At 52.5% G+C, this 24,002-nt stretch carries 19 protein-coding genes, 1 tRNA gene and 3 rRNA genes; 18 read left to right on the forward strand and 5 right to left on the reverse strand.

The window, feature by feature from the left end; genetic code table 11:
• Window positions 1-9: 9 nt before the first annotated feature.
• The 11 genes from aroQ (at window position 10) to KGP24_RS21160 (ending at window position 10,036) form a co-directional block, all read left to right on the forward strand.
• Entirely contained in the window at window positions 10-462 is a 453-nt protein-coding gene (gene aroQ / locus KGP24_RS21110; RefSeq protein WP_032642454.1) for a type II 3-dehydroquinate dehydratase, read from the forward strand.
• 21 nt (window positions 463-483) lie between these two features.
• The gene (accB, locus tag KGP24_RS21115) at window positions 484-945 is read left to right on the forward strand and encodes an acetyl-CoA carboxylase biotin carboxyl carrier protein (RefSeq protein WP_010436174.1); all 462 of its coding nucleotides are present in this window, start codon (window positions 484-486) and stop codon (window positions 943-945) included.
• Between the two features lie 10 nt (window positions 946-955).
• Complete coding sequence (accC, locus tag KGP24_RS21120; RefSeq protein WP_003860388.1) at window positions 956-2,305, forward strand: acetyl-CoA carboxylase biotin carboxylase subunit; 1,350 nt, start codon at window positions 956-958, stop codon at window positions 2,303-2,305.
• A gap of 108 nt (window positions 2,306-2,413) precedes the next feature.
• Window positions 2,414-2,656 carry a YhdT family protein gene (locus KGP24_RS21125; protein WP_006178860.1) on the forward strand — a complete coding sequence of 81 codons (243 nt, stop codon included), beginning with the start codon at window positions 2,414-2,416 and terminating at the stop codon, window positions 2,654-2,656.
• The gene (gene panF / locus KGP24_RS21130) at window positions 2,646-4,097 is read left to right on the forward strand and encodes a sodium/pantothenate symporter (RefSeq protein WP_193807202.1); all 1,452 of its coding nucleotides are present in this window, start codon (window positions 2,646-2,648) and stop codon (window positions 4,095-4,097) included. The genes KGP24_RS21125 and panF overlap by 11 nt, the downstream gene beginning before the upstream one ends.
• Before the next feature lie 11 nt (window positions 4,098-4,108).
• A complete protein-coding gene (prmA, locus tag KGP24_RS21135; protein ID WP_223561709.1) occupies window positions 4,109-4,990 on the forward strand; it encodes a 50S ribosomal protein L11 methyltransferase in 882 nt (293 codons plus the stop codon).
• Between the two features lie 127 nt (window positions 4,991-5,117).
• Window positions 5,118-5,858, forward strand: coding sequence for a carbonic anhydrase family protein (locus tag KGP24_RS21140; RefSeq protein ID WP_223563541.1), 741 nt, complete (start codon window positions 5,118-5,120; stop codon window positions 5,856-5,858).
• Between the two features lie 330 nt (window positions 5,859-6,188).
• Complete coding sequence (gene dusB, locus KGP24_RS21145; RefSeq protein ID WP_023309409.1) at window positions 6,189-7,154, forward strand: tRNA dihydrouridine synthase DusB; 966 nt, start codon at window positions 6,189-6,191, stop codon at window positions 7,152-7,154.
• A gap of 23 nt (window positions 7,155-7,177) precedes the next feature.
• The gene (gene fis, locus KGP24_RS21150; RefSeq protein ID WP_000462905.1) at window positions 7,178-7,474 is read left to right on the forward strand and encodes a DNA-binding transcriptional regulator Fis; all 297 of its coding nucleotides are present in this window, start codon (window positions 7,178-7,180) and stop codon (window positions 7,472-7,474) included.
• A 176-nt stretch (window positions 7,475-7,650) separates the two neighbouring features.
• On the forward strand, window positions 7,651-7,815 hold the full coding sequence (locus KGP24_RS21155) for a DUF2556 family protein (protein ID WP_223561710.1): 165 nt from the start codon (window positions 7,651-7,653) through the stop codon (window positions 7,813-7,815).
• Between the two features lie 139 nt (window positions 7,816-7,954).
• The gene (locus KGP24_RS21160) at window positions 7,955-10,036 is read left to right on the forward strand and encodes a bifunctional diguanylate cyclase/phosphodiesterase (RefSeq protein WP_223561711.1); all 2,082 of its coding nucleotides are present in this window, start codon (window positions 7,955-7,957) and stop codon (window positions 10,034-10,036) included.
• Here KGP24_RS21160 and envR read toward each other — a convergent pair.
• The gene (envR, locus tag KGP24_RS21165) at window positions 9,952-10,671 is read right to left on the reverse strand and encodes an acrEF/envCD operon transcriptional regulator (RefSeq protein WP_223561712.1); all 720 of its coding nucleotides are present in this window, start codon (window positions 10,669-10,671) and stop codon (window positions 9,952-9,954) included. The two genes, KGP24_RS21160 and envR, sit on opposite strands and share 85 nt — an antisense overlap.
• A gap of 383 nt (window positions 10,672-11,054) precedes the next feature.
• Here envR and KGP24_RS21170 point away from each other — a divergent pair, with 383 nt between their 5' ends.
• From KGP24_RS21170 to KGP24_RS21200, 7 genes are all read left to right on the forward strand, one after another.
• Window positions 11,055-12,191 (forward strand): efflux RND transporter periplasmic adaptor subunit, encoded by a 1,137-nt coding sequence (locus tag KGP24_RS21170; RefSeq protein ID WP_194401348.1) that lies wholly within the window; start codon window positions 11,055-11,057, stop codon window positions 12,189-12,191.
• Between the two features lie 11 nt (window positions 12,192-12,202).
• Complete coding sequence (locus KGP24_RS21175) at window positions 12,203-15,310, forward strand: efflux RND transporter permease subunit (protein ID WP_223561713.1); 3,108 nt, start codon at window positions 12,203-12,205, stop codon at window positions 15,308-15,310.
• Between the two features lie 304 nt (window positions 15,311-15,614).
• Complete coding sequence (locus KGP24_RS21180) at window positions 15,615-15,836, forward strand: lipoprotein (protein ID WP_223561714.1); 222 nt, start codon at window positions 15,615-15,617, stop codon at window positions 15,834-15,836.
• 473 nt (window positions 15,837-16,309) lie between these two features.
• Window positions 16,310-17,335, forward strand: a complete 1,026-nt coding sequence (locus tag KGP24_RS21185) for an amino acid ABC transporter substrate-binding protein (protein WP_223561715.1) — start codon at window positions 16,310-16,312, stop codon at window positions 17,333-17,335.
• Between the two features lie 67 nt (window positions 17,336-17,402).
• Window positions 17,403-18,584, forward strand: coding sequence for an amino acid ABC transporter permease (locus KGP24_RS21190; RefSeq protein WP_223561716.1), 1,182 nt, complete (start codon window positions 17,403-17,405; stop codon window positions 18,582-18,584).
• A gap of 9 nt (window positions 18,585-18,593) precedes the next feature.
• Window positions 18,594-19,697, forward strand: a complete 1,104-nt coding sequence (locus tag KGP24_RS21195) for an amino acid ABC transporter permease (protein ID WP_223563542.1) — start codon at window positions 18,594-18,596, stop codon at window positions 19,695-19,697.
• 7 nt (window positions 19,698-19,704) lie between these two features.
• Complete coding sequence (locus tag KGP24_RS21200; protein ID WP_023309440.1) at window positions 19,705-20,463, forward strand: amino acid ABC transporter ATP-binding protein; 759 nt, start codon at window positions 19,705-19,707, stop codon at window positions 20,461-20,463.
• A gap of 106 nt (window positions 20,464-20,569) precedes the next feature.
• Here the strand turns inward: KGP24_RS21200 and rrf (KGP24_RS21205) are convergent.
• From rrf (KGP24_RS21205) to KGP24_RS21220, 4 genes are all read right to left on the reverse strand, one after another.
• Window positions 20,570-20,685 (reverse strand): 5S ribosomal RNA (gene rrf, locus KGP24_RS21205).
• Window positions 20,686-20,728: 43 nt separating this feature from the next.
• A tRNA-Thr gene (locus KGP24_RS21210) sits at window positions 20,729-20,804 on the reverse strand.
• A gap of 14 nt (window positions 20,805-20,818) precedes the next feature.
• Window positions 20,819-20,934, reverse strand: a 5S ribosomal RNA gene (gene rrf, locus KGP24_RS21215).
• A gap of 69 nt (window positions 20,935-21,003) precedes the next feature.
• Window positions 21,004-23,909: ribosomal RNA gene (locus KGP24_RS21220) — 23S ribosomal RNA — on the reverse strand.
• Between the last annotated feature and the right edge of the window lie 93 nt (window positions 23,910-24,002).

Consider the following 24,002-nt stretch of genomic DNA (forward strand, 5'->3'; position numbering starts at 1 on the left):
AGCGGCATAATGACTGATAAGTTCCATATCTTAGTTTTGAACGGACCGAACCTGAACATGCTCGGAACCCGTGAGCCAGAGAAGTACGGCACGCTAACATTGAGTGAAATTGTTAACCGTCTGGGAACGGAAGCAGCGTCACTGAATGTAGATTTGGATCATTTTCAGTCGAATGCGGAGTACGCACTCATCGACCGTATTCATCAGGCTAAAGACACTGTGGACTATATCCTGATCAATCCGGCCGCGTTTACGCACACCAGTGTTGCTATCCGCGACGCACTGCTCGCGGTGAGTATCCCGTTTATCGAGATCCACCTGAGTAATGTGCACGCCCGAGAGCCGTTCCGTCACCATTCGTATCTGTCGGATATCGCTGCTGGCGTTATCTGTGGACTGGGCGCAGACGGCTATTCATACGCTTTACAGACAGCGGTAAAACGCTTGTCACAATCACACTAAACAAGAGTACGGAACCCACTCATGGATATTCGTAAGATTAAAAAACTGATCGAGCTGGTTGAAGAATCAGGCATCTCCGAACTGGAAATTTCTGAAGGCGAAGAGTCTGTACGCATCAGCCGTGCAGCCCCAGCCGCTAGCTTCCCGGTAATGCAGCAAGCTTATGCTGCGCCAGTGCAGCAGCCTGCGCTCTCCGCAGCCGTTGCACCAGCAGCTGAAGCCGCACCTGCCGCTGCAGCAGAAATCAGTGGTCACATCGTACGTTCCCCAATGGTTGGTACTTTCTACCGCACCCCGAGCCCGGACGCGAAGGCGTTCATCGAAGTGGGTCAGAAAGTCAACGTAGGCGATACCCTGTGCATCGTTGAAGCGATGAAAATGATGAACCAGATCGAAGCAGACAAATCAGGTACTGTGAAAGCGATTCTGGTCGAAAGTGGTCAGCCGGTTGAATTTGACGAGCCGCTGGTCGTCATCGAGTAACGAGGCGTACATGCTGGATAAAATTGTTATCGCCAACCGCGGCGAGATCGCACTGCGTATTCTTCGTGCCTGTAAAGAACTGGGCATCAAGACCGTCGCTGTGCACTCAAGCGCGGATCGCGATTTAAAACACGTATTGCTGGCGGATGAGACGGTCTGTATTGGCCCGGCTCCGTCCGTAAAAAGCTATCTGAACATCCCGGCTATCATCAGCGCCGCTGAAATCACCGGCGCGGTGGCAATTCATCCGGGTTATGGCTTCCTCTCTGAGAACGCCAACTTTGCTGAGCAGGTTGAACGCTCTGGCTTTATCTTTATCGGCCCGAAAGCCGACACTATACGCCTGATGGGTGACAAAGTGTCTGCTATCACCGCGATGAAAAAAGCCGGTGTACCAACAGTACCAGGCTCTGACGGCCCTCTGACCGACGACATGGATGCTAACCGTGCTCATGCTAAACGCATTGGCTACCCGGTTATCATCAAAGCGTCCGGCGGCGGCGGCGGTCGCGGTATGCGCGTTGTGCGTAGCGATGCTGAACTGGCGCAGTCCATCTCCATGACCAAAGCAGAAGCGAAAGCCGCTTTCAGCAATGACATGGTGTACATGGAAAAATACCTGGAAAACCCACGCCACATCGAAATTCAGGTGCTGGCTGACGGTCAGGGTAACGCTATCTATCTGGCAGAACGTGACTGCTCCATGCAGCGTCGTCACCAGAAAGTGGTCGAAGAAGCACCAGCACCGGGCATTACCCCAGAGCTGCGTCGCTACATCGGCGAGCGTTGCGCCAAAGCGTGTGTCGATATCGGCTATCGCGGTGCTGGTACCTTTGAGTTCCTGTTCGAAAACGGCGAGTTCTATTTCATCGAAATGAACACCCGTATTCAGGTTGAACACCCGGTTACCGAAATGATCACCGGCGTTGACCTGATCAAAGAACAGCTGCGTATCGCTGCAGGCCAGCCGCTGTCCATCAAGCAGGAAGAAGTTGTGGTGAAAGGCCATGCGGTAGAGTGCCGTATCAACGCCGAAGACCCGAACACCTTCCTGCCAAGCCCGGGTAAAATCACGCGTTTCCACGCGCCGGGCGGCTTTGGTGTGCGCTGGGAGTCTCATATCTACGCCGGTTACACCGTACCGCCGTACTATGACTCTATGATCGGCAAGCTCATCTGCTACGGCGAAAACCGTGACGTGGCGATTGCCCGCATGAAGAACGCCCTGCAGGAGCTGATCATTGATGGTATCAAAACCAACGTTGATCTGCAGATGCGTATCATGAGCGACGAGCACTTCCAGAATGGTGGAACTAACATCCACTATCTGGAGAAAAAACTCGGTCTGAACGAGAAGTAATAGACCAGTGTTGCTAAAAGGCCGGATAATCCGGCCTTTTTTATTTCTGGGGCCTGGAAAGCCTCATCATGTACAATCCCCGCTTTCTTCATCCACAAGGGACAAAAAATGGACAAACGATTTGTTCAGGCCCATAAAGAAGCGCGCTGGGCGCTGTGGCTGACCCTTCTCTATCTCGCAGCATGGTTGGTAACTGCTTACTTACCTGACTCCGCTATTGGCATCACCGGCCTGCCGCACTGGTTCGAAATGGCGTGTCTGCTGGTCCCGCTGGTCTTCATCCTGCTGTGCTGGGCAATGGTGAAATTCATTTATCGCGATATCCCGCTGGAGGACGATGATGCAGCTTGAAGTCATTCTGCCGCTTATCGCTTACTTGTTAGTGGTGTTTGGTTTATCCGTTTACGCCATGCGTAAAAGAACGACGGGCACCTTCCTGAACGAATATTTTCTTGGTAGCCGCTCGATGGGCGGCGTCGTGCTGGCCATGACGCTGACCGCGACCTACATCAGCGCCAGTTCGTTTATCGGCGGGCCCGGTGCAGCCTATAAATACGGGTTAGGCTGGGTGCTGCTGGCGATGATCCAGCTTCCAGCCGTCTGGCTCTCGCTGGGCATACTGGGTAAAAAATTTGCCATTCTGGCGCGCCGTTACAATGCCGTGACGCTCAACGATATGCTGTTTGCCCGCTATCAGAGCCGTTTACTGGTGTGGCTGGCCAGCTTAAGCCTGCTGGTGGCCTTTATTGGCGCAATGACGGTGCAATTTATCGGCGGGGCACGCCTGCTGGAAACGGCGGCCGGGATCCCCTACGAGACAGGCTTGATCATCTTCGGAGTCAGCATTGCGCTGTATACCGCGTTTGGCGGATTCCGCGCCAGCGTGCTGAACGATACGATGCAGGGATTGGTGATGCTTGTTGGCACCCTTGTTCTGCTGGTGGGCATTGTGCATGCTGCTGGTGGCCTGAGCCACGCCGTCGAAACACTGGAAGCCATCGACCCGAAACTGGTCTCTCCGCAGGGCGCGGATGACATCCTTTCGCCAACCTTTATGACCTCGTTCTGGGTGTTGGTGTGCTTTGGGGTGATTGGCCTGCCGCATACCGCCGTGCGCTGTATCTCTTACAAAGACAGCAAAGCCGTGCACAGAGGTATCATTATCGGCACTATCGTTGTCGCAATCCTGATGTTTGGTATGCACCTGGCGGGCGCGTTAGGTCGGGCAGTTATTCCTGACCTTACCGTACCCGATCTGGTTATCCCAACCCTGATGGTTAAAGTGCTGCCGCCATTTGCCGCCGGGATCTTTCTCGCCGCACCGATGGCCGCCATTATGTCGACAATCAACGCTCAGCTGCTGCAAAGTTCCGCTACGATCATTAAAGATCTCTATCTGAACCTGCGTCCTGAGCAGGCAGAGAATGAACGGCGTCTGAAGCGCATGTCGGCCGTTATTACTCTGGCGTTAGGAGCATTGCTGCTGTTAGCCGCGTGGCGCCCACCGGAGATGATCATCTGGCTGAACCTGCTGGCATTTGGTGGGCTTGAAGCGGTATTCCTGTGGCCGCTGGTGTTAGGGCTTTACTGGGAGCGCGCGAATGCCGCCGGTGCGCTGAGCGCTATGATTGTCGGCGGCGTGCTTTATGCCGTCCTCGCAACGTTTAAGATTCAGTACCTGGGCTTCCATCCAATTGTGCCTTCGTTACTGCTGAGTTTACTGGCGTTTGTGGTGGGGAACCGTTTCGGTCAGCCCGTCCCACAACCCGCTATGATTTCTACTGATAAATAAAGAGTTTTGCCATGCCGTGGATCCAACTAAAACTGAACACAACCGGCGCTAACGCCGAGGAACTGAGCGATGCGCTGATGGAGGCCGGTTCGGTTTCAATCACCTTCCAGGACACGCATGACACGCCGGTTTTTGAGCCGCTGCCGGGAGAAACCCGTCTGTGGGGTGATACCGACGTTATTGGCCTGTTTGATGCCGAAACCGACATGAAAGAGGTTGTCGCGATTCTGGAGAATCATCCTTTGCTGGGCGCGGGTTTTGCACACAAAATCGAACAGCTGGAAGACAAAGACTGGGAACGCGAGTGGATGGATAACTTCCACCCGATGCAGTTCGGCAAACGTCTGTGGATCTGCCCAAGCTGGCGAGAGGTTCCTGATGAGAACGCCGTCAACGTGATGCTCGACCCGGGCCTGGCGTTTGGTACCGGGACTCACCCAACCACATCCCTGTGCCTTCAGTGGCTGGATGGCCTGGATCTGGATGGTAAGACAGTGATCGACTTCGGCTGCGGATCCGGGATCCTCGCGATTGCCGCCCTGAAGCTGGGTGCGGCAAAAGCCATCGGGATCGATATCGATCCGCAGGCGATTCAGGCCAGCCGCGATAATGCAGAACGCAACGGCGTCTCCGATCGTCTGGAGCTGTATCTGCCGGATGCGCAGCCAGAAGCCATGAAAGCCGATGTGGTGGTCGCAAACATTCTGGCGGGCCCGCTGCGCGAGCTTGCCCCGTTAATCAGCGTGCTACCCGTTGAGGGCGGTCTGCTGGGGCTTTCCGGCATCCTGGCAAGCCAGGCTGACAGCGTGTGTGAAGCCTATGCCGATCTCTTTGATCTCGATCCGGTGGTGGAAAAAGAAGAGTGGTGCCGCATCACCGGCCGTAAAAAATAAGAATCTGGCGTGGTCATCTGACCACGCCTTTCTCCTCCGATAATTTTCTCTCCCCCGGTCATTCTTCGGTAAGATAACCCTACAAATCATGCTGATTTGTATTACAAAAATTCACCGGAAGAATATGATGAAACACATTACAGGCAAGGCAGCGCTGCTGACGCTGAGCATGATCTCGGCTTCAGCATTCGCATCACACTGGGGCTACGAAGGAAATAGTTCACCGGAACACTGGGGCGAACTGGACGAGGCGTACAAGACCTGTCAAAACGGCCTGAACCAGTCTCCCATTAATATTGATTCGACCATCCAAGCCCATCTCTCCCCGCTACAAACGCACTATATTGACGGCCCCGTGACGCTGACAAACAACGGCCATACCATTCAGGCCAATGAACCGGCTAACACCCGCGATACCCTTACTCTGGATAAGCAAACCTGGACGTTACAACAGTTCCATTTCCACGCGCCGAGCGAAAACACCGTGCATGGCAAGAAATACGCGATGGAAATGCATCTGGTTCATAAAAATGCCAGTGGAGAACTGACGGTGGTGGCGGTCATGTTTGATAAAGGGGCCGCAAACCCGGAGCTTGAAAAACTGTGGAGCGTTATGCCTCAGCTGGCCGAGCAGAACGTCTCCATCAAAGATAATCTCAACCTGAACACACTACTGCCGAAAGATAAAACGTACTGGCGCTTTAGCGGTTCACTGACCACCCCACCGTGCTCAGAAGGCGTCATATGGATTGTACTTAAGCACCCCATGACGGTTTCTGCACAACAGCTCGATAAATTCACCCATACCATGCACCACGATAATAACCGTCCGATACAGTCGCTGCATGGGCGTGTTGTGGTCGAGTAACACGCATTTTTTGCATGATGATCATGTTCTAAAATGCGACGCAGATCGCAAAGAAGTAGGAAAATCTGCTGCTAAAAACAGCAGATTATCCCGCTTCAGCGAAGCATTTATTCAGAAATGATGAGAAGTTACGGGAAATTGTAAGCGCCCATAAAATAACCATTATCATATAACTTAATGATTTAAATAATGAATAATTTTTAACGGAAAGATGGGGCGGCGATTCCTTGATCTACAACAGTGGATTGTTCAAAGTTTGGCCTTTCATCTCGTGCAAAAAATGCGTAATATACGCCGCCTTGCAGTCACAGTATGGTCATTTCTTAACTCATGCGCATCGGACACCACCAGCTTAGAAATCGCCTGATCGCAGCCCCTATGGCAGGTATTACAGACCGGCCGTTCAGGACGCTGTGCTATGAGATGGGAGCCGGTTTAACCGTATCCGAGATGATGTCGTCTAACCCGCAGGTTTGGGAAAGCGATAAATCCCGCCTTCGGATGGTGCACGTTGATGAACCAGGTATTCGCACCGTGCAAATTGCCGGAAGCGTGCCTGAAGAGATGGCAGATGCCGCGCGGATTAACGTGGAAAGTGGTGCCCAGATTATTGATATCAATATGGGGTGCCCGGCCAAAAAGGTGAATCGCAAGCTTGCAGGTTCAGCCCTTCTGCAATACCCCGACCAGGTGAAAGCTATCCTGACGGCGGTTGTCAGCGCGGTGGACGTTCCTGTTACGTTGAAGATTCGCACGGGTTGGTCGCCGGAACACCGTAACTGTGTAGAGATTGCCCAACTGGCCGAAGACTGTGGCATTCAGGCCCTGACCATCCATGGACGCACTCGCGCCTGTTTGTTCAACGGTGAAGCTGAATACGACAGCATTCGGGCAGTTAAGCAGAAAGTTTCCATTCCGATTATCGCGAATGGCGACATAACTGACCCGCTTAAAGCCAGGGCTGTACTCGACTATACGGGAGCTGATGCTCTGATGATAGGACGTGCAGCTCAGGGAAGACCCTGGATCTTCCGGGAAATCCAGCATTATCTGGACACTGGGGAGCTGCTTGCCCCGCTGCCTCTGGCAGAGGTTAAGCGCTTGCTTTGTTCGCATGTTCGGGAACTGCATGACCACTACGGTCAGGCAAAAGGGTACCGAATTGCGCGTAAACACGTCTCCTGGTATCTCCAGGAGCACGCTCCAGATGACCAGTTTCGGCGCACATTCAACGCCATAGAGGATGCCAGCGTACAGCTGGAGGCGTTGGAGGCATACTTCGAAAATCTTGCGTAATGAAATAAAGAGCTGACAGAACTATGTTCGAACAACGCGTAAATTCTGACGTACTGACCGTTTCTACCGTTAACTCTCAGGACCAGGTAACTCAAAAGCCCCTGCGTGACTCGGTTAAACAGGCACTGAAGAACTATTTTGCTCAACTGAACGGTCAGGATGTTAATGACCTGTATGAGCTGGTACTGGCTGAAGTTGAACAGCCACTGTTGGACATGGTGATGCAATACACCCGCGGTAACCAAACCCGCGCTGCGCTGATGATGGGTATCAACCGTGGTACTCTGCGTAAGAAACTGAAAAAATACGGCATGAACTGATACTAATCAGTTAAATGCTTGTTTAAAAAGGCGCTCTTCGGCATGGGGAAGCGCCTTTTTTATGACCTGCGCTCTCCGTCAACGCATTGTAAACCTTCGCTTCTCCCGCTTTTCAACCACGGTTTTTCGTGTATATTTCCACCACCTTACTGGCGCTCTTCTCGCGGAATGACACAATGATTCGTAAATACTGGTGGCTGGTTGTTTTTGCAATCTCCGTTCTCATTTTCGATGCACTCCTGATGCAGTGGATTGAACTGATGAGCACCGAAACCGATAAGTGTCGCAATATGAACTCCGTTAATCCGCTGAAACTCGTGAACTGCGCAGAGCTTGACTAAACGCCCGATTGCGCAAACCACCCCGTTATTACCCACTAAAAACGGGGATTTAAATCCCTTTGAGCCATTACCCGGCGGTGATAATGTCTCGCCCTTCACAACCGCTCTAGCGTAACCCCACACTCGAGTAGAACCGTCCATGCTGGTCAGCCAATACAACCATATCCTTGTCGTCCTCTCCTTTGTTGTAGCTATCCTTGCTGCGTATACCGCGCTGAACATGGCTGCACGCGTCGCCGGGAGTGAGGGCGGTGCTGCCCGCGCCTGGCTGGCTGGCGGTGGTATTGCAATGGGCATTGGCGTGTGGGCCATGCATTTTATCGGCATGCTGGCGATGGACCTCTCCATGAGCATGAGCTACAACGCCACCCTGACGGTATTATCCATGGTCATCGCCGTGGGATCGTCGCTGTTTGCGCTATGGCTCGTTAGCTGCGAGCAATTACGTCTGCGCCGACTGCTGCCCGGCGCGCTGGTGATGGGCAGCGGTATTGTTGCTATGCATTACACCGGCATGGCAGCGCTGGAAGTGATGCCCGGGATTATCTGGGACAAGGTCTGGGTGGCCATTTCGGTCGCGATTGCGCTTGCCGCTTCGCTCGCGGCATTATGGCTGACCTTCCGCCTGCGTCGCGAAGCCGCGCAGGTCGTGCTGATGCGCATGGGTGCCGCCATCACGATGGGAATTGCCATTGCCGGTATGCACTATGCCGGGATGAAAGCGGCCCAGTTTCCAATGTCCACAATGGTTCATCATGAGGGGATTGACGGGAGCTGGCTGGCGGTGCTGGTCAGCGTCGTCGCGCTCTCTATTCTTGGGATCACCCTGCTGGTGTCGATGCTGGATGCCCGCCTTCAGGCACGTACTGCCCTTCTGGCCTCTTCGCTGGCAGAAGCTAACCGGGAACTCGCTCAACTGGCGCTGCACGATACCCTGACGCGTCTCCCCAACCGTATCCTGCTGGAAGACAGACTCGATCAGGCCATCAGCAAAGCCGATCGTGAAAGAACCCATTTTGCCCTGATGTTCATGGATCTTGACGGCTTTAAAGCCATCAATGATGCCTACGGCCATGATGTCGGTGACAGGCTGCTGGTCGCCGTTACGCAGCGTCTGCTGCTGCTCCTGAAAGGCCAGTTCACCCTTGCACGTATCGGCGGTGATGAGTTTGTTCTGCTGGCAGAGGGAGAAGGTCCGGACGACGCGGCATCGCTGGCGAATTCGCTGGTGCGCGCGATCGATAGTCCGTTCAATCTCAGCCCCTATGAACTGATGGTAACCCTCAGCATTGGTATCGCGCTGTATCCTCACGACGGCAAAACCGAGCGTGAGCTGATGTTTAACGCCGACGCGGCGATGTATCACACGAAGCACATGGGCCGTAACGGTTACCACTTTTTTCAGCCCTCCATGAACACCCTGGCGCAGACCCATCTCCAGTTAATGAACGATCTGTGGATGGCGATCGATCGCAATGAGCTGTGCCTACTTTATCAGCCAAAATTTCACGCCCCCGCGGGTCCTGTCCTTGGATTCGAGGCGTTATTGCGCTGGCAGCATCCTAAGCAGGGGCTACTGACTCCCGACCTTTTCCTGCCGCTGGCAGAAAAAACGGGGCTGATCGTCCCGATTGGCAACTGGGTGATTAATGAAGCTTGTCGCCAACTGCGGAAATGGCATCTTCAGGGGCATCAAAGCTGGTCAATGGCGGTAAACCTGTCGACACTGCAGTTTGAACAACCCTCGCTGGTTAAAACGGTTCTCGACTGCCTGGCACTTCACCATGTTCCACCGGAAATGTTGATCCTCGAAGTGACGGAGACCACGGCAATGAGCAACCCTGATGAGAGCGTTCGGGTACTGACAGAGCTGACGGATGCGGGCGTGAAGGCCTCTATTGATGATTTTGGCACCGGATATTCGAGCCTGCTGTATCTCAAGCGTTTACCGGCCTGTGAATTGAAAATAGACAGGGCGTTTGTGAAAGAGCTCAGTGGCAAAAGCGATGATGCCACTATTGTCTCCGCAATTGTGGCCCTCGCTAAAACACTTAACCTGAAGGTCGTGGCTGAAGGAGTGGAAACCGAAGCACAGCAAGCCTTTTTAACCGAGCTGGGCTGTAACACCCTTCAGGGTTATCTGTTAGGTAAACCCGCCAGCGCGCAGACCATAGAAGCACTCTGTGCCCGAGGGGAAATGTTACCTGGCGCTGAGCTGTAAGCCCCCTCATCAGGCGACATGCGAATGACAGGAAGTGTCGCCAGTATGCTATCGACCAGGGCGGGAGCCTGCTGATAAAGATTAAAACTGTCGTTATTCATTAACCAGTTTTTAATTATTCCGCTAAAAAAACCGTGGAATACAATCAAGGTAAGATCAACACTCACCTCTGGCGAAATGATATTCCGCGAAATACAGGTCTCCAGCGTGGCACGTAGCGTGTCATCATTGAATCCAATACGCTTTCTGATTTCACGCTCTGAAATCATATCACTGCTAAATTCACACTTATGATACAAAATTTGTAAAAGCGCACATTGCCGGGGGTCATGGGCAATATACTGCAGCGCAGTAATAAATTGCTCACGAAGTTTTAACAAGGGATCGTCACTATCGGAAAGGGAAAGCCTGTCGCGAATCATGTCGCGAAGGGGTAATTGCTGTTCCCAGATGGCATTAAATATTTCAGATTTACTGGTGAAGTGCCAGTAGATCGCACCGCGCGTCACTTTAGCAGCATCAGCGATATCCGTCAGTGTCGTGCTGGCTACGCCACGCGTCGCAAACTGTCCGATAGCTGCCTCAATCAGTTTCTGCCGAGTTTGTTGAGCTTCTTCTTTCTTTTTACGCGCCATAGGCAACTACTCGTGACTCAAAAGGTTTAAAGGTAATATCGCTTTCATACAAATGTAAGTATTCACTAAAACCCGTTTTAATTTTGCACAAAAAAAGTCACCGCCATTAATCCATAATTAATACAAATATATCAAATCAATTAAATTGACACGATGAATAATAAGAAGCATTAAGTTTACTTACCTGATTAATATACATGAAGTATATCTCTGAATGGACATGGTTTGATTCTGATTTTTCTACAAGCATGGTCATTCGCACTTATAAATTAAAAAAGATTAAACATACTCATTATTATATGCAGCCACATTTTATTTTTATCCCTCTACCCCACCACCGATTCGCGGTATATATCGGTTAATGGGTATTTAAAGGAACAGTAATGACGAATCATTTCAGACGTTTGCCCTTATCCGGTTTCATTGTCTGCGCGGTACTGCTTACTGGATGCGATGGTCAGGAAAATCAACAACACCAGCAGGCGCCTCAGGTCAGCGTGCATATTGTGAAAAGCGCGCCTCTGGCTGTCACCACTGAACTGCCGGGCAGAACAGATGCATTTCGCGTTGCGGAGGTTCGTCCTCAGGTTAGCGGCATCATCCTGCGCCGCAACTTCGCGGAAGGTAGCGATGTAAAAGCAGGTGAATCACTGTACCAGATTGATCCTGCGACCTATCAGGCAGCCTATGACAGCGCGAAAGGCGAGCTGGCGAAGGCTCAGGCAGCGGCCAATATTGCGCACCTGACCGTGAAACGCTATCTCCCGCTGGTAGGCACCCAATATGTCAGTAAGCAGGAGTATGACCAGGCCGTGGCGACGGCTCAGCAGGCAGATGCCAGCGTTGTTGCTGCAAAAGCCGGCGTTGAAAGCGCACGTATCAATCTTGCCTACACCAAAGTGACCTCTCCTGTTGATGGCCGCATCGGGAAATCCAGCGTGACCGAAGGGGCGCTGGTGACGAACGGGCAAGCCGCAGCACTGGCAACGGTCCAACAGCTCGATCCGATTTATGTCGATGTCACCCAGTCCAGTAATGATTTTATGCGCCTGAAACAGACCAGCCTGCAAAAAGGCGATACCGCCAGCAGCGTTGAACTGCTGATGGAGAACGGACAGCCCTATCCGCTGAAAGGCACATTGCAGTTCTCTGACGTAACGGTCGATGAAAGCACCGGCTCGATTACCCTGCGCGCCATTTTCCCGAACCCTCAGCATCTGTTATTACCCGGCATGTTTGTTCGCGCCCGTATTGATGAAGGCACCCAGCCGGACGCGATTCTGGTTCCACAGCAAGGCGTGACCCGTACACCGCGAGGCGATGCAACCGTTCTGGTGGTGAACGATAAAAACCAGGTTGAGTCGAGAACCGTCGTAGCCCCTCAGGCAATTGGCGATCGCTGGCTGGTGACGGAAGGGCTGAAAAACGGTGACCGCGTGATTGTCAGCGGGCTACAGAAAGTCGGACCAGGGGTAACCGTCGTCGCCACGCCGGATACCACCACGACTCCAACCGGTTAAGGGACGACGACATGGCTAATTTCTTTATTCAGAGACCGGTTTTCGCCTGGGTACTTGCCATCATTTTGATGATTGCAGGCGGGCTGGCCATTCTCAAACTCCCCGTAGCACAGTATCCAACCATTGCCCCTCCCGCCGTGGCGATTTCCGCGACCTACCCGGGAGCGGATGCTCAAACGGTGCAGGACACCGTGACCCAGGTTATCGAACAGAATATGAACGGTATCGATAACCTGATGTATATGTCATCCACCAGCGATTCAGCGGGTAACGTCACCATCACACTGACCTTCGAGTCAGGAACCGACCCGGACATAGCCCAGGTGCAGGTACAGAACAAGCTGCAGCTCGCCATGCCGCTGCTGCCGCAAGAGGTTCAGCAGCAAGGGATTGCCGTGGAGAAATCCAGCAGTAGCTTCCTGCTTGTCGCCGGTTTTGTTTCAGACAACAAAAGTCTCACGCAGGATGACATCTCTGACTATGTCGCCTCAAACGTCAAAGATGCCATCAGCCGAACGTCTGGTGTCGGTGACGTTCAGCTGTTTGGCGCTCAGTATGCGATGCGCATCTGGCTCGACAGCAACGCGATGAACAAATACCAGCTGACGCCGCTGGATATTATCAACCAGCTGAAAACGCAGAACGATCAGATAGCGGCAGGCCAGCTGGGCGGAACGCCGTCCATTCCAGGACAACAGCTGAATGCCTCAATCATCGCGCAAACCCGCCTGAAATCACCGGAGGAGTTTGGCCGCGTGACGCTTAAGGTGAACCAGGACGGCTCGATGGTTTATCTGAAGGACGTGGCTCGTATTGAGCTGGGTGGCGAAAACTACAACATGGTCACTAAAATCAACGGGCAGGCGGCAACCGGCCTAGGGATTAAGCTGGCAACCGGGGCAAATGCGCTGGACACCGCAGCAGCCATTAAGAGCAAGCTGGCGCAACTGCAGCAGTTCTTCCCACAGGGGCTGAAAGTTGTCTACCCCTATGACACCACGCCTTTTGTAAAAATCTCCATTCACGAAGTGGTGAAGACCCTGTTTGAAGCGATCATTCTCGTCTTCCTGGTCATGTACCTGTTCCTGCAAAACCTGCGCGCGACCCTCATCCCAACAATCGCGGTGCCGGTCGTTCTGCTGGGTACCTTCGCGGTTCTGGCGGCATTTGGTTTCTCCATCAATACCCTGACGATGTTCGGCATGGTGCTGGCGATAGGTCTGCTGGTTGATGACGCTATCGTGGTCGTAGAGAACGTTGAACGTGTCATGGTCGAGGACAAGCTGCCGCCGAAAGAGGCCACGCAGAAGTCGATGGAGCAGATCCAGGGCGCACTGGTGGGGATCGCTATGGTTCTCTCGGCGGTCTTTATCCCGATGGCCTTTTTTGGCGGCTCGACGGGGGCGATCTATCGCCAGTTCTCGCTAACTATCGTTTCCGCGATGGCGTTGTCCGTACTGGTTGCGCTCATCCTGACGCCTGCACTCTGCGCAACGTTGCTTAAGCCCGTAGACCATCATGAGAAAAAAGGTGGCTTCTTCGGCTGGTTTAATGCGCTCTTTGATAAAAGCGTAGAGCACTACAGCAACAGCGTGAGCGGTATTTTGCGTAAGACAGGCCGCTATCTGGTGGTGTACGTCATTATTGTTGGTGGGATGGCGGTGCTCTTCTTGCGTTTGCCCACCTCCTTCCTGCCCGAAGAGGATCAGGGGGTGTTTATGACGATGGTCCAACTCCCGGCAGGTGCTACCCAGACGCGTACTCAGCAGGTCCTCGACCAGGTTCAGGACTACTATCTAAACAAAGAGAAGGCGAACGTTGAATCCGTCTTTACCGTAAACGGCTTTAGCTTTAGCGGCCAGGGTCAGAACTCCGGTATTGCATTTGTCAGCCTGAAGCCCTGGGAGGAGCGCCAGGGGTCGGAAAATGGCGTCGAAGCCATTGTGGGTCGCGCGACGAAAGCCTTCAGTCATATTAAAGATGGCCTTGTGTTTCCGTTTAACCTGCCTGCAATTCTTGAGCTGGGTACCGCCACGGGCTTCGACTTTGAATTGATCGATCAGGCTAACATGGGGCATACCCAGCTGACGCAGGCGCGTAACCAACTACTTAACATGGTGAAAGAGCACCCTGACCTGCTGGTTAACGTGCGTCCTAACGGCCTTGAAGATACGCCACAGTTCAAGCTGGATGTCGATCAGGAGAAAGCACAGGCGCTGGGCGTCAGTCTTTCTGACGTCAACCAGACGATTTCGACGGCCTTAGGTAGCACCTATGTGAACGACTTTATCGATCATGGACGAGTGAAAAAGGTCTACGTACAGGCCGACGCAAAATTCCGTATGTTGCCAGGAGATATTAACAGCCTTTACGTGCGCAGTGCGAATGGGGAAATGGTTCCGTTCTCAGCCTTTAGCACCGCTCACTGGGTCTATGGTTCACCTCGCCTGGAGCGCTATAACGGGATGCCCTCTATGGAGATCCTGGGTGAATCAGCCCCGGGTAAAAGTACCGGTGAGGCCATGGTTATGATGGAAAGTCTCGCGGCAAAACTGCCTTCCGGCATCGGCTATGACTGGACGGGAATGTCTTATCAGGAGCGGCTCTCGGGTAACCAGGCGCCTGCCCTGTACGCCATTTCACTGATCGTGGTGTTCCTGTGTCTGGCAGCGCTGTATGAAAGCTGGTCCATTCCGTTCTCCGTCATGCTGGTTGTGCCGCTGGGGGTCATTGGGGCTCTTCTCGCAGCGTCGCTGCGCGGGTTAAATAATGACGTCTATTTCCAGGTCGGCCTGCTGACGACGATTGGTTTATCGGCGAAAAACGCCATCCTGATCGTCGAATTTGCTAAAGACCTGATGGATAAAGAAGGCAAAGGCATTATTGAAGCCACGCTGGAAGCATCCAGGATGCGCCTTCGACCGATCCTGATGACTTCCCTGGCCTTTATCCTTGGCGTCATGCCGCTGGTGATCAGCTCCGGGGCCGGGAGCGGCGCGCAAAACGCCGTCGGTACGGGCGTTATGGGGGGAATGCTTTCCGCAACGCTTCTGGCGATTTTCTTCGTGCCCGTCTTCTTTGTGGTTGTTCGGCGACGGTTTACTAATCATAAAGAGTAATGTTTCCCTGAAAAGGCACCTCTGGTGCCTTTTTTATTTTTAACATAAACAATAAATTAGGCTTTACATAAAGGCAGTGTTAAAAATATGATGATTTGCATTAAGTAAAAACAGTCTCTTGCATCTTCATAATGTCTTAATTAATTCCTCCTGAAACCGACTTTTCTCCACAAATTTTACAAACTACATAATTTGAGATTATTCCTCGTGTAACGAGGACTTACCTGGGTGGTAAAATAACCTCCAGTTCGTTAATAGCCCTCCTGGCTTTATGGCGGATGAGAAATAATACTGAGGTAACATCATGAAAAGATTCATTCCCGTTGCACTACTCGCTGCGCTGCTTGCTGGTTGCGCGCACGACTCTCCATGTGTACCGGTTTACGACGACCAGGGCCGACTGGTTCATACCAATACCTGTATGAAAGGCACCACCCAGGATAACTGGGAAACTGCGGGTGCTATCGCCGGCGGTGCTGCCGCAGTGGCGGGTTTGACGCTGGGTATTGTTGCCCTGACGAAGTAACAGCTGTTGAGAAAGCGCGGCTCTGGCTGCGCTTTTGCTTTTAATGAGTGCAATATTTTCAAATAAGTAAAAAAATAGCCCCGAATTTATTCGCGCCGTTCTTTTCAGGCTGATGCCAGTCACATCTTTTTCGTATACTCATTTAAATTACCTGTTCTATTGTGATGATTTTCACACATTAATATTATTGAATACCCTGCCAATATTCACGCTGGAAACTATCTCTTCTTTTTCCTGACGCGACTCGAAACTTTTGCTCCGATTTGTGGCACAGGTTGTAATTTCGCACCGTTTCGGGGCGTTCGTTTTATTTAAGCCTGTCTACACTCAGCATTAAGCGTTCACTCGTCTCTTATTTTGTCGAACGCAAAACTGGCATTACGTTTGCTTTATAAACGTTGGCCAAAGCCACAGACAGGTAAAGCGTTTAAAAACGCCTCTATAACGATAAATTTCGCCACACAGGATGCATTATGAAAAAGACGATGATAGCCAGCCTGGCCGCTGCAGGCATGATGTTTGCCGTAGCCGGTCAAGCCCATGCGGGAACGACACTGGATGCCGTTAAAAAGAAAGGTTTTGTTCAATGCGGTATCAGTGACGGTTTGCCTGGCTTCTCTTATGCCGATGCGAACGGCAAATTTACCGGTATTGATGTGGATGTCTGCCGTGGCGTTGCCGCCGCCGTTTTTGGCGATGACAGCAAAGTAAAATATACCCCGCTGACGGCGAAAGAACGCTTCACAGCACTTCAGTCCGGTGAGGTTGACATGCTCTCCCGTAATACCACCTGGACCTCCTCCCGTGATGCAGGCATGGGGATGTCATTTACGGGCGTAACCTATTATGACGGTATCGGGTTCCTGACCCACAATAAAGCTGGCCTGAAAAGCGCTAAGGAACTGGATGGCGCCACCGTTTGTATCCAGGCGGGCACCGATACCGAGCTGAACGTCGCGGATTATTTCAAAGCAAACAACATGAAATATACCCCAGTGACATTCGACCGTTCGGATGAATCGGCCAAAGCGCTGGAATCCGGCCGTTGCGACACGCTGGCCTCTGACCAGTCACAGCTGTATGCCTTACGTATTAAGCTGAGCAACCCGACAGAGTGGATTGTCCTGCCTGAAGTAATCTCCAAAGAACCTCTCGGCCCCGTCGTTCGTCGTGGTGATGAAGACTGGTTCTCCATTGTTCGCTGGACGCTGTTTGCCATGCTGAACGCAGAAGAGATGGGCATCAACTCTAAAAACGTCGATGAGAAAGCCGCTAAGCCATCCACCCCGGATATGGCACACCTGCTCGGTAAAGAAGGTGATTTCGGCAAGGATCTGAAGCTGGATAACAAGTGGGCTTACAACATCATCAAACAGGTGGGCAACTACTCTGAGATCTTTGAGCGCAACGTGGGATCGGAAAGCCCACTGAAGATCAAACGCGGCCAGAACAATCTCTGGAACAACGGCGGTATTCAGTACGCACCACCAGTACGTTAAGTCATAGCTGTAACGGGCACTGCTCCGGCAGTGCCCACTCCAGAGTCATGGTTACTGAGGTTTCTTTATGTCCCATCGCCGCTCAGCCGTAAAAGGATCGCTATCCTTTTCTCATCCCGCGGTCCGCGCCTGGCTATTCCAGATTATTGCTATTGTTGCGGTTGTTCTTATCGCCGTGTATCTCATCCATAACACCATCACCAACCTAAATAATCGTGGCATTACCTCCGGTTTTGCGTTTTTGGATCGCAGCGCGGGGTTTGGCATTGTTCAGCACCTTATTGATTACCAGGAAGGTGACACCTACGGACGCGTGTTCGTGGTCGGTTTACTGAATACGCTGTTGGTATCGGCGCTTTGTATCGTCTTCGCGTCGATACTGGGCTTCTTTATTGGCCTGGCGCGTCTTTCTGAAAACTGGCTCTTGCGGAAACTGTCGACTGTTTATATCGAGACGTTCCGCAATATCCCCCCGCTCCTGCAGATCTTCTTCTGGTATTTCGCCGTACTGCGTAACCTTCCCGGTCCCCGTCAGGCCGTCGACGCGTTTGAGCTGTTTTTCCTCAGTAACCGAGGGTTGTCCATTCCTTCTCCTCAGCCGGGTGAAGGACTGTATGCTTTCATTGGTGCGATTGTGATAGCGCTTGCTCTCTCTGCTGGAGTATTCCGTTTTAACCGCAAGCATCAGATCAAAACCGGTCAGCTTCGTAGAACCTGGCCCACGGCAGTTGCCCTGATCGTTAGCCTTCCGCTAATCGCACACTGGCTGTTTGGGGCCGCTTTGCACTGGGATATTCCACATCTGCGTGGCTTTAACTTTCAGGGTGGGATGGTATTAATTCCCGAGCTGGCAGCCCTGACGCTGGCGCTGTCGATTTATACGTCCGCGTTTATCGCAGAGATTATCCGTGCAGGGATCCAGGCCGTTCCTTATGGGCAGCACGAGGCGGCACGCTCGCTGGGATTACCCCATACCGTGACGCTTCGTCAGGTCATCATTCCTCAGGCTTTACGGGTGATCATTCCACCTCTGACAAGCCAGTATCTCAATATTGTCAAAAACTCGTCGCTGGCCGCTGCCATTGGTTATCCGGATATGGTGTCACTCTTCGCCGGAACCGTGCTTAACCAGACCGGACAAGCCATTGAAACCATCGCCATCACGATGTCTGTCTATCTGATCATCAGCCTGGTGATTTCATTGCTGATGAACCTTTATAACCGTCGTATAGCACTGGTCGAGCGCTAAGGATCTATGATGACAAAAGCGATACTGTCGCACTCCTCGCGCCCTGCCAACTCGACAGGTGGACGTTTCATTATCTGGGCGCGTAAGAATCTGTTCTCTAGCTGGAGTAACAGCCTGCTGACGATTGTCTGCCTGTGGCTCATGTGGGAATTGATTCCTCCCCTGCTGAACTGGGCGTTTTTACAGGCCAACTGGGTCGGTTCAACCCGAGCTGACTGTACAAAAGCCGGCGCCTGCTGGGTGTTTATTCATGAACGTTTCGGTCAGTTCATGTATGGGTTGTATCCCCACGAACAGCGCTGGCGGATTAATCTGGCGCTGATTATCGGTCTGCTCTCTGTCGCGGCCATGTTCTGGAAAAAGCTGCCTCACCGTGGACGCTATATTGCCGTCTGGGCGGTGGTTTATCCGATTATTGTCTGGACGCTGTTATATGGCGGTTTCCTTGGGCTGGAACGCGTGGAAACACGTCAATGGGGCGGGCTGACGCTGACGTTGATCATCGCTTCAGTGGGGATAGCCGGCGCTCTACCGTGGGGGATTTTACTGGCCCTGGGGCGGCGTTCAAAAATGCCGATCGTACGCGTGCTCTCCGTTATCTTCATTGAGTTCTGGCGCGGCGTGCCGCTTATTACCGTTCTCTTTATGTCGTCGGTCATGCTGCCGCTATTTATGGCAGAAGGTACAACGATCGACAAACTGATCCGTGCCCTGGTCGGGGTCATTCTCTTCCAGTCCGCCTATGTCGCTGAAGTTGTGCGCGGTGGTCTGCAGGCGTTGCCTAAAGGCCAGTACGAAGCGGCAGAATCACTGGCGCTCGGTTACTGGAAAACGCAGGGGCTGGTCATTCTTCCACAAGCACTCAAGCTGGTCATCCCGGGTCTGGTCAACACGATCATTGCCCTCTTCAAGGATACCAGCCTGGTAATCATCATTGGATTGTTCGATCTCTTTAGCAGCGTGCAACAGGCAACCGTTGACCCTGTCTGGCTGGGTATGTCCACCGAAGGATATGTCTTTGCTGCCCTGATCTACTGGATCTTTTGTTTTAGCATGTCGCGCTACAGCCAGCATCTGGAAAAGCGCTTTAACACCGGGCGTACGCCGCACTGAGGAAATTATGAGCCAAATAACTATGACACCCGCCGACGCGATGATTACGCTGGAAAATGTGAATAAATGGTACGGACAATTTCATGTCCTGAGGGACATTAATCTCAAGGTAAAGCAGGGAGAACGCATCGTCCTTTGCGGCCCTTCTGGCTCCGGGAAATCCACAACCATTCGCTGTATTAATCATCTTGAAGAGCACCAGCAAGGACGCATTGTGGTTGATGGTATCGAGCTGAATGAAGATATCCGCAATATCGAACGCGTACGTCAGGAAGTGGGAATGGTCTTTCAGCACTTTAATCTGTTTCCGCACCTGACCGTTCTGCAGAACTGTACGCTTGCCCCGATTTGGGTACGAAAGATGCCGAAAAAGGAAGCTGAGGCGTTGGCAATGCACTACCTGGAGCGCGTACGTATCGCAGAGCATGCCAATAAATTCCCTGGCCAGATATCGGGTGGCCAACAGCAGCGTGTAGCTATCGCCCGTTCGCTGTGTATGAAACCCAAAATTATGCTTTTTGATGAACCGACATCTGCCCTCGATCCGGAAATGGTGAAAGAGGTTCTGGACACCATGATTGGGCTGGCTCAATCCGGCATGACCATGCTGTGTGTGACGCATGAGATGGGGTTTGCGCGAACCGTGGCCGACCGGGTGATCTTTATGGACCGCGGGGAGATTGTTGAGCAGGCACCGCCGGATGAGTTCTTTGCGCATCCGAAGTCAGAACGCACGCGAGCATTCCTGTCGCAGGTGATTCATTAGTCGTTTGCTCTGCCGGGTAGCGGCTTCGCCTTACCCGGCCTACCGTTTTTTCTGCGCATAAACGCAAAAAGGCCATCCTTGCGGATGGCCTTTCTACTTAATTGATGTCTGGCAGTTCCCTACTCTCACATGGGGAGACCCCACACTACCATCGGCGCTACGGCGTTTCACTTCTGAGTTCGGCATGGGGTCAGGTGGGACCACCGCGCTAAAGCCGCCAGACAAATTCTTTTACTTCTTGCCGAACTTTAACCTAAGTATAAAGTGGTGCTGATACCCAGAGTCGAACTGGGGACCTCACCCTTACCAAGGGTGCGCTCTACCAACTGAGCCATATCAGCACGCTAAATTTGATGCCTGGCAGTTCCCTACTCTCGCATGGGGAGACCCCACACTACCATCGGCGCTACGGCGTTTCACTTCTGAGTTCGGCATGGGGTCAGGTGGGACCACCGCGCTAAAGCCGCCAGGCAAATTCTGTTAATCTGTATCAGGCTGAAAATCGTGTCTCTCTCACCGCCAAAACACCTTCGGCGTTGTAAGGTTAAGCCTCACGGTTCATTAGTATCGGTTAGCTCAACGCATCGCTGCGCTTACACACCCGACCTATCAACGTCGTAGTCTTCAACGTTCCTTCAGGACTCTCAGGGAGTCAGGGAGAACTCATCTCGGGGCAAGTTTCGTGCTTAGATGCTTTCAGCACTTATCTTTTCCGCATTTAGCTACCGGGCAGTGCCATTGGCATGACAACCCGAACACCAGTGATGCGTCCACTCCGGTCCTCTCGTACTAGGAGCAGCCCCCCTCAATTCTCCAGCGCCCACGGCAGATAGGGACCGAACTGTCTCACGACGTTCTAAACCCAGCTCGCGTACCACTTTAAATGGCGAACAGCCATACCCTTGGGACCTACTTCAGCCCCAGGATGTGATGAGCCGACATCGAGGTGCCAAACACCGCCGTCGATATGAACTCTTGGGCGGTATCAGCCTGTTATCCCCGGAGTACCTTTTATCCGTTGAGCGATGGCCCTTCCATTCAGAACCACCGGATCACTATGACCTGCTTTCGCACCTGCTCGAGCCGTCACTCTCGCAGTCAAGCTAGCTTATGCCATTGCACTAACCTCCTGATGTCCGACCAGGATTAGCTAACCTTCGTGCTCCTCCGTTACTCTTTGGGAGGAGACCGCCCCAGTCAAACTACCCACCAGACACTGTCCGCAACCCGGATCACGGGTCTACGTTAGAACACCAGCCATTAAAGGGTGGTATTTCAAGGATGGCTCCACGCAGACTGGCGTCCACGCTTCAAAGCCTCCCACCTATCCTACACATCAAGGACCAGTGTTCAGTGTCAAGCTATAGTAAAGGTTCACGGGGTCTTTCCGTCTTGCCGCGGGTACACTGCATCTTCACAGCGAGTTCAATTTCACTGAGTCTCGGGTGGAGACAGCCTGGCCATCATTACGCCATTCGTGCAGGTCGGAACTTACCCGACAAGGAATTTCGCTACCTTAGGACCGTTATAGTTACGGCCGCCGTTTACCGGGGCTTCGATCAAGAGCTTCGCGTTGCCGCTAACCCCATCAATTAACCTTCCGGCACCGGGCAGGCGTCACACCGTATACGTCCACTTTCGTGTTTGCACAGTGCTGTGTTTTTAATAAACAGTTGCAGCCAGCTGGTATCTTCGACTGATTTCAGCTCCACCCGCAGGGGCTTCACCTACATATCAGCGTGCCTTCTCCCGAAGTTACGGCACCATTTTGCCTAGTTCCTTCACCCGAGTTCTCTCAAGCGCCTTGGTATTCTCTACCTGACCACCTGTGTCGGTTTGGGGTACGATTTCGTGTTACCTGATGCTTAGAGGCTTTTCCTGGAAGCAGGGCATTTGTTACTTCAGCACCGTAGTGCCTCGTCATCACACCTCAGCGTTAATAAACGACCGGATTTACCTAATCGTTCCGCCTACATGCTTAAACCGGGACAACCGTCGCCCGGCTAACATAGCCTTCTCCGTCCCCCCTTCGCAGTAACACCAAGTACAGGAATATTAACCTGTTTCCCATCGACTACGCCTTTCGGCCTCGCCTTAGGGGTCGACTCACCCTGCCCCGATTAACGTTGGACAGGAACCCTTGGTCTTCCGGCGAGCGGGCTTTTCACCCGCTTTATCGTTACTTATGTCAGCATTCGCACTTCTGATACCTCCAGCATGCCTCACAGCACACCTTCAACGGCTTACAGAACGCTCCCCTACCCAACAACGCATAAGCGTCGCTGCCGCAGCTTCGGTGCATGGTTTAGCCCCGTTACATCTTCCGCGCAGGCCGACTCGACCAGTGAGCTATTACGCTTTCTTTAAATGATGGCTGCTTCTAAGCCAACATCCTGGCTGTCTGTGCCTTCCCACATCGTTTCCCACTTAACCATGACTTTGGGACCTTAGCTGGCGGTCTGGGTTGTTTCCCTCTTCACGACGGACGTTAGCACCCGCCGTGTGTCTCCCGTGATAACATTCTTCGGTATTCGTAGTTTGCATCGGGTTGGTAAGCCGGGATGGCCCCCTAGCCGAAACAGTGCTCTACCCCCGAAGATGAGTTCACGAGGCGCTACCTAAATAGCTTTCGGGGAGAACCAGCTATCTCCCGGTTTGATTGGCCTTTCACCCCCAGCCACAAGTCATCCGCTAATTTTTCAACATTAGTCGGTTCGGTCCTCCAGTTAGTGTTACCCAACCTTCAACCTGCCCATGGCTAGATCACCGGGTTTCGGGTCTATACCCTGCAACTTAACGCCCAGTTAAGACTCGGTTTCCCTTCGGCTCCCCTATACGGTTAACCTTGCTACAGAATATAAGTCGCTGACCCATTATACAAAAGGTACGCAGTCACACCACAAAGGTGCTCCCACTGCTTGTACGTACACGGTTTCAGGTTCTTTTTCACTCCCCTCGCCGGGGTTCTTTTCGCCTTTCCCTCACGGTACTGGTTCACTATCGGTCAGTCAGGAGTATTTAGCCTTGGAGGATGGTCCCCCCATATTCAGACAGGATACCACGTGTCCCGCCCTACTCTTCGAGTTCACAACCTGTGTGCTTTCGTGTACGGGACTGTCACCCTGTACCGTGCGACTTTCCAGACGCTTCCACTAACACACAAGCTGATTCAGACTCTGGGCTGCTCCCCGTTCGCTCGCCGCTACTGGGGGAATCTCGGTTGATTTCTTTTCCTCGGGGTACTTAGATGTTTCAGTTCCCCCGGTTCGCCTCGTTAACCTATGTATTCAGTTAACGATAGTGCAACGAATTGCACTGGGTTTCCCCATTCGGACATCGCCGGGTCAAAGGTTCATATCACCTCGCCGGCGCTTTTCGCAGATTAGCACGTCCTTCATCGCCTCTGACTGCCAGGGCATCCACCGTGTACGCTTAGTCGCTTAACCTCACAACCCGAAGATGTTTCTTTCGATTCATCATCGACTTGCGAAAATTTGAGAGACTCGAACACACATAACATGTGTGTCGTTTCAATTTTC

It is taken from the genome of Enterobacter sp. JBIWA008 (assembly GCF_019968765.1).
Taxonomy (GTDB): Bacteria; Pseudomonadota; Gammaproteobacteria; order Enterobacterales; family Enterobacteriaceae; genus Enterobacter.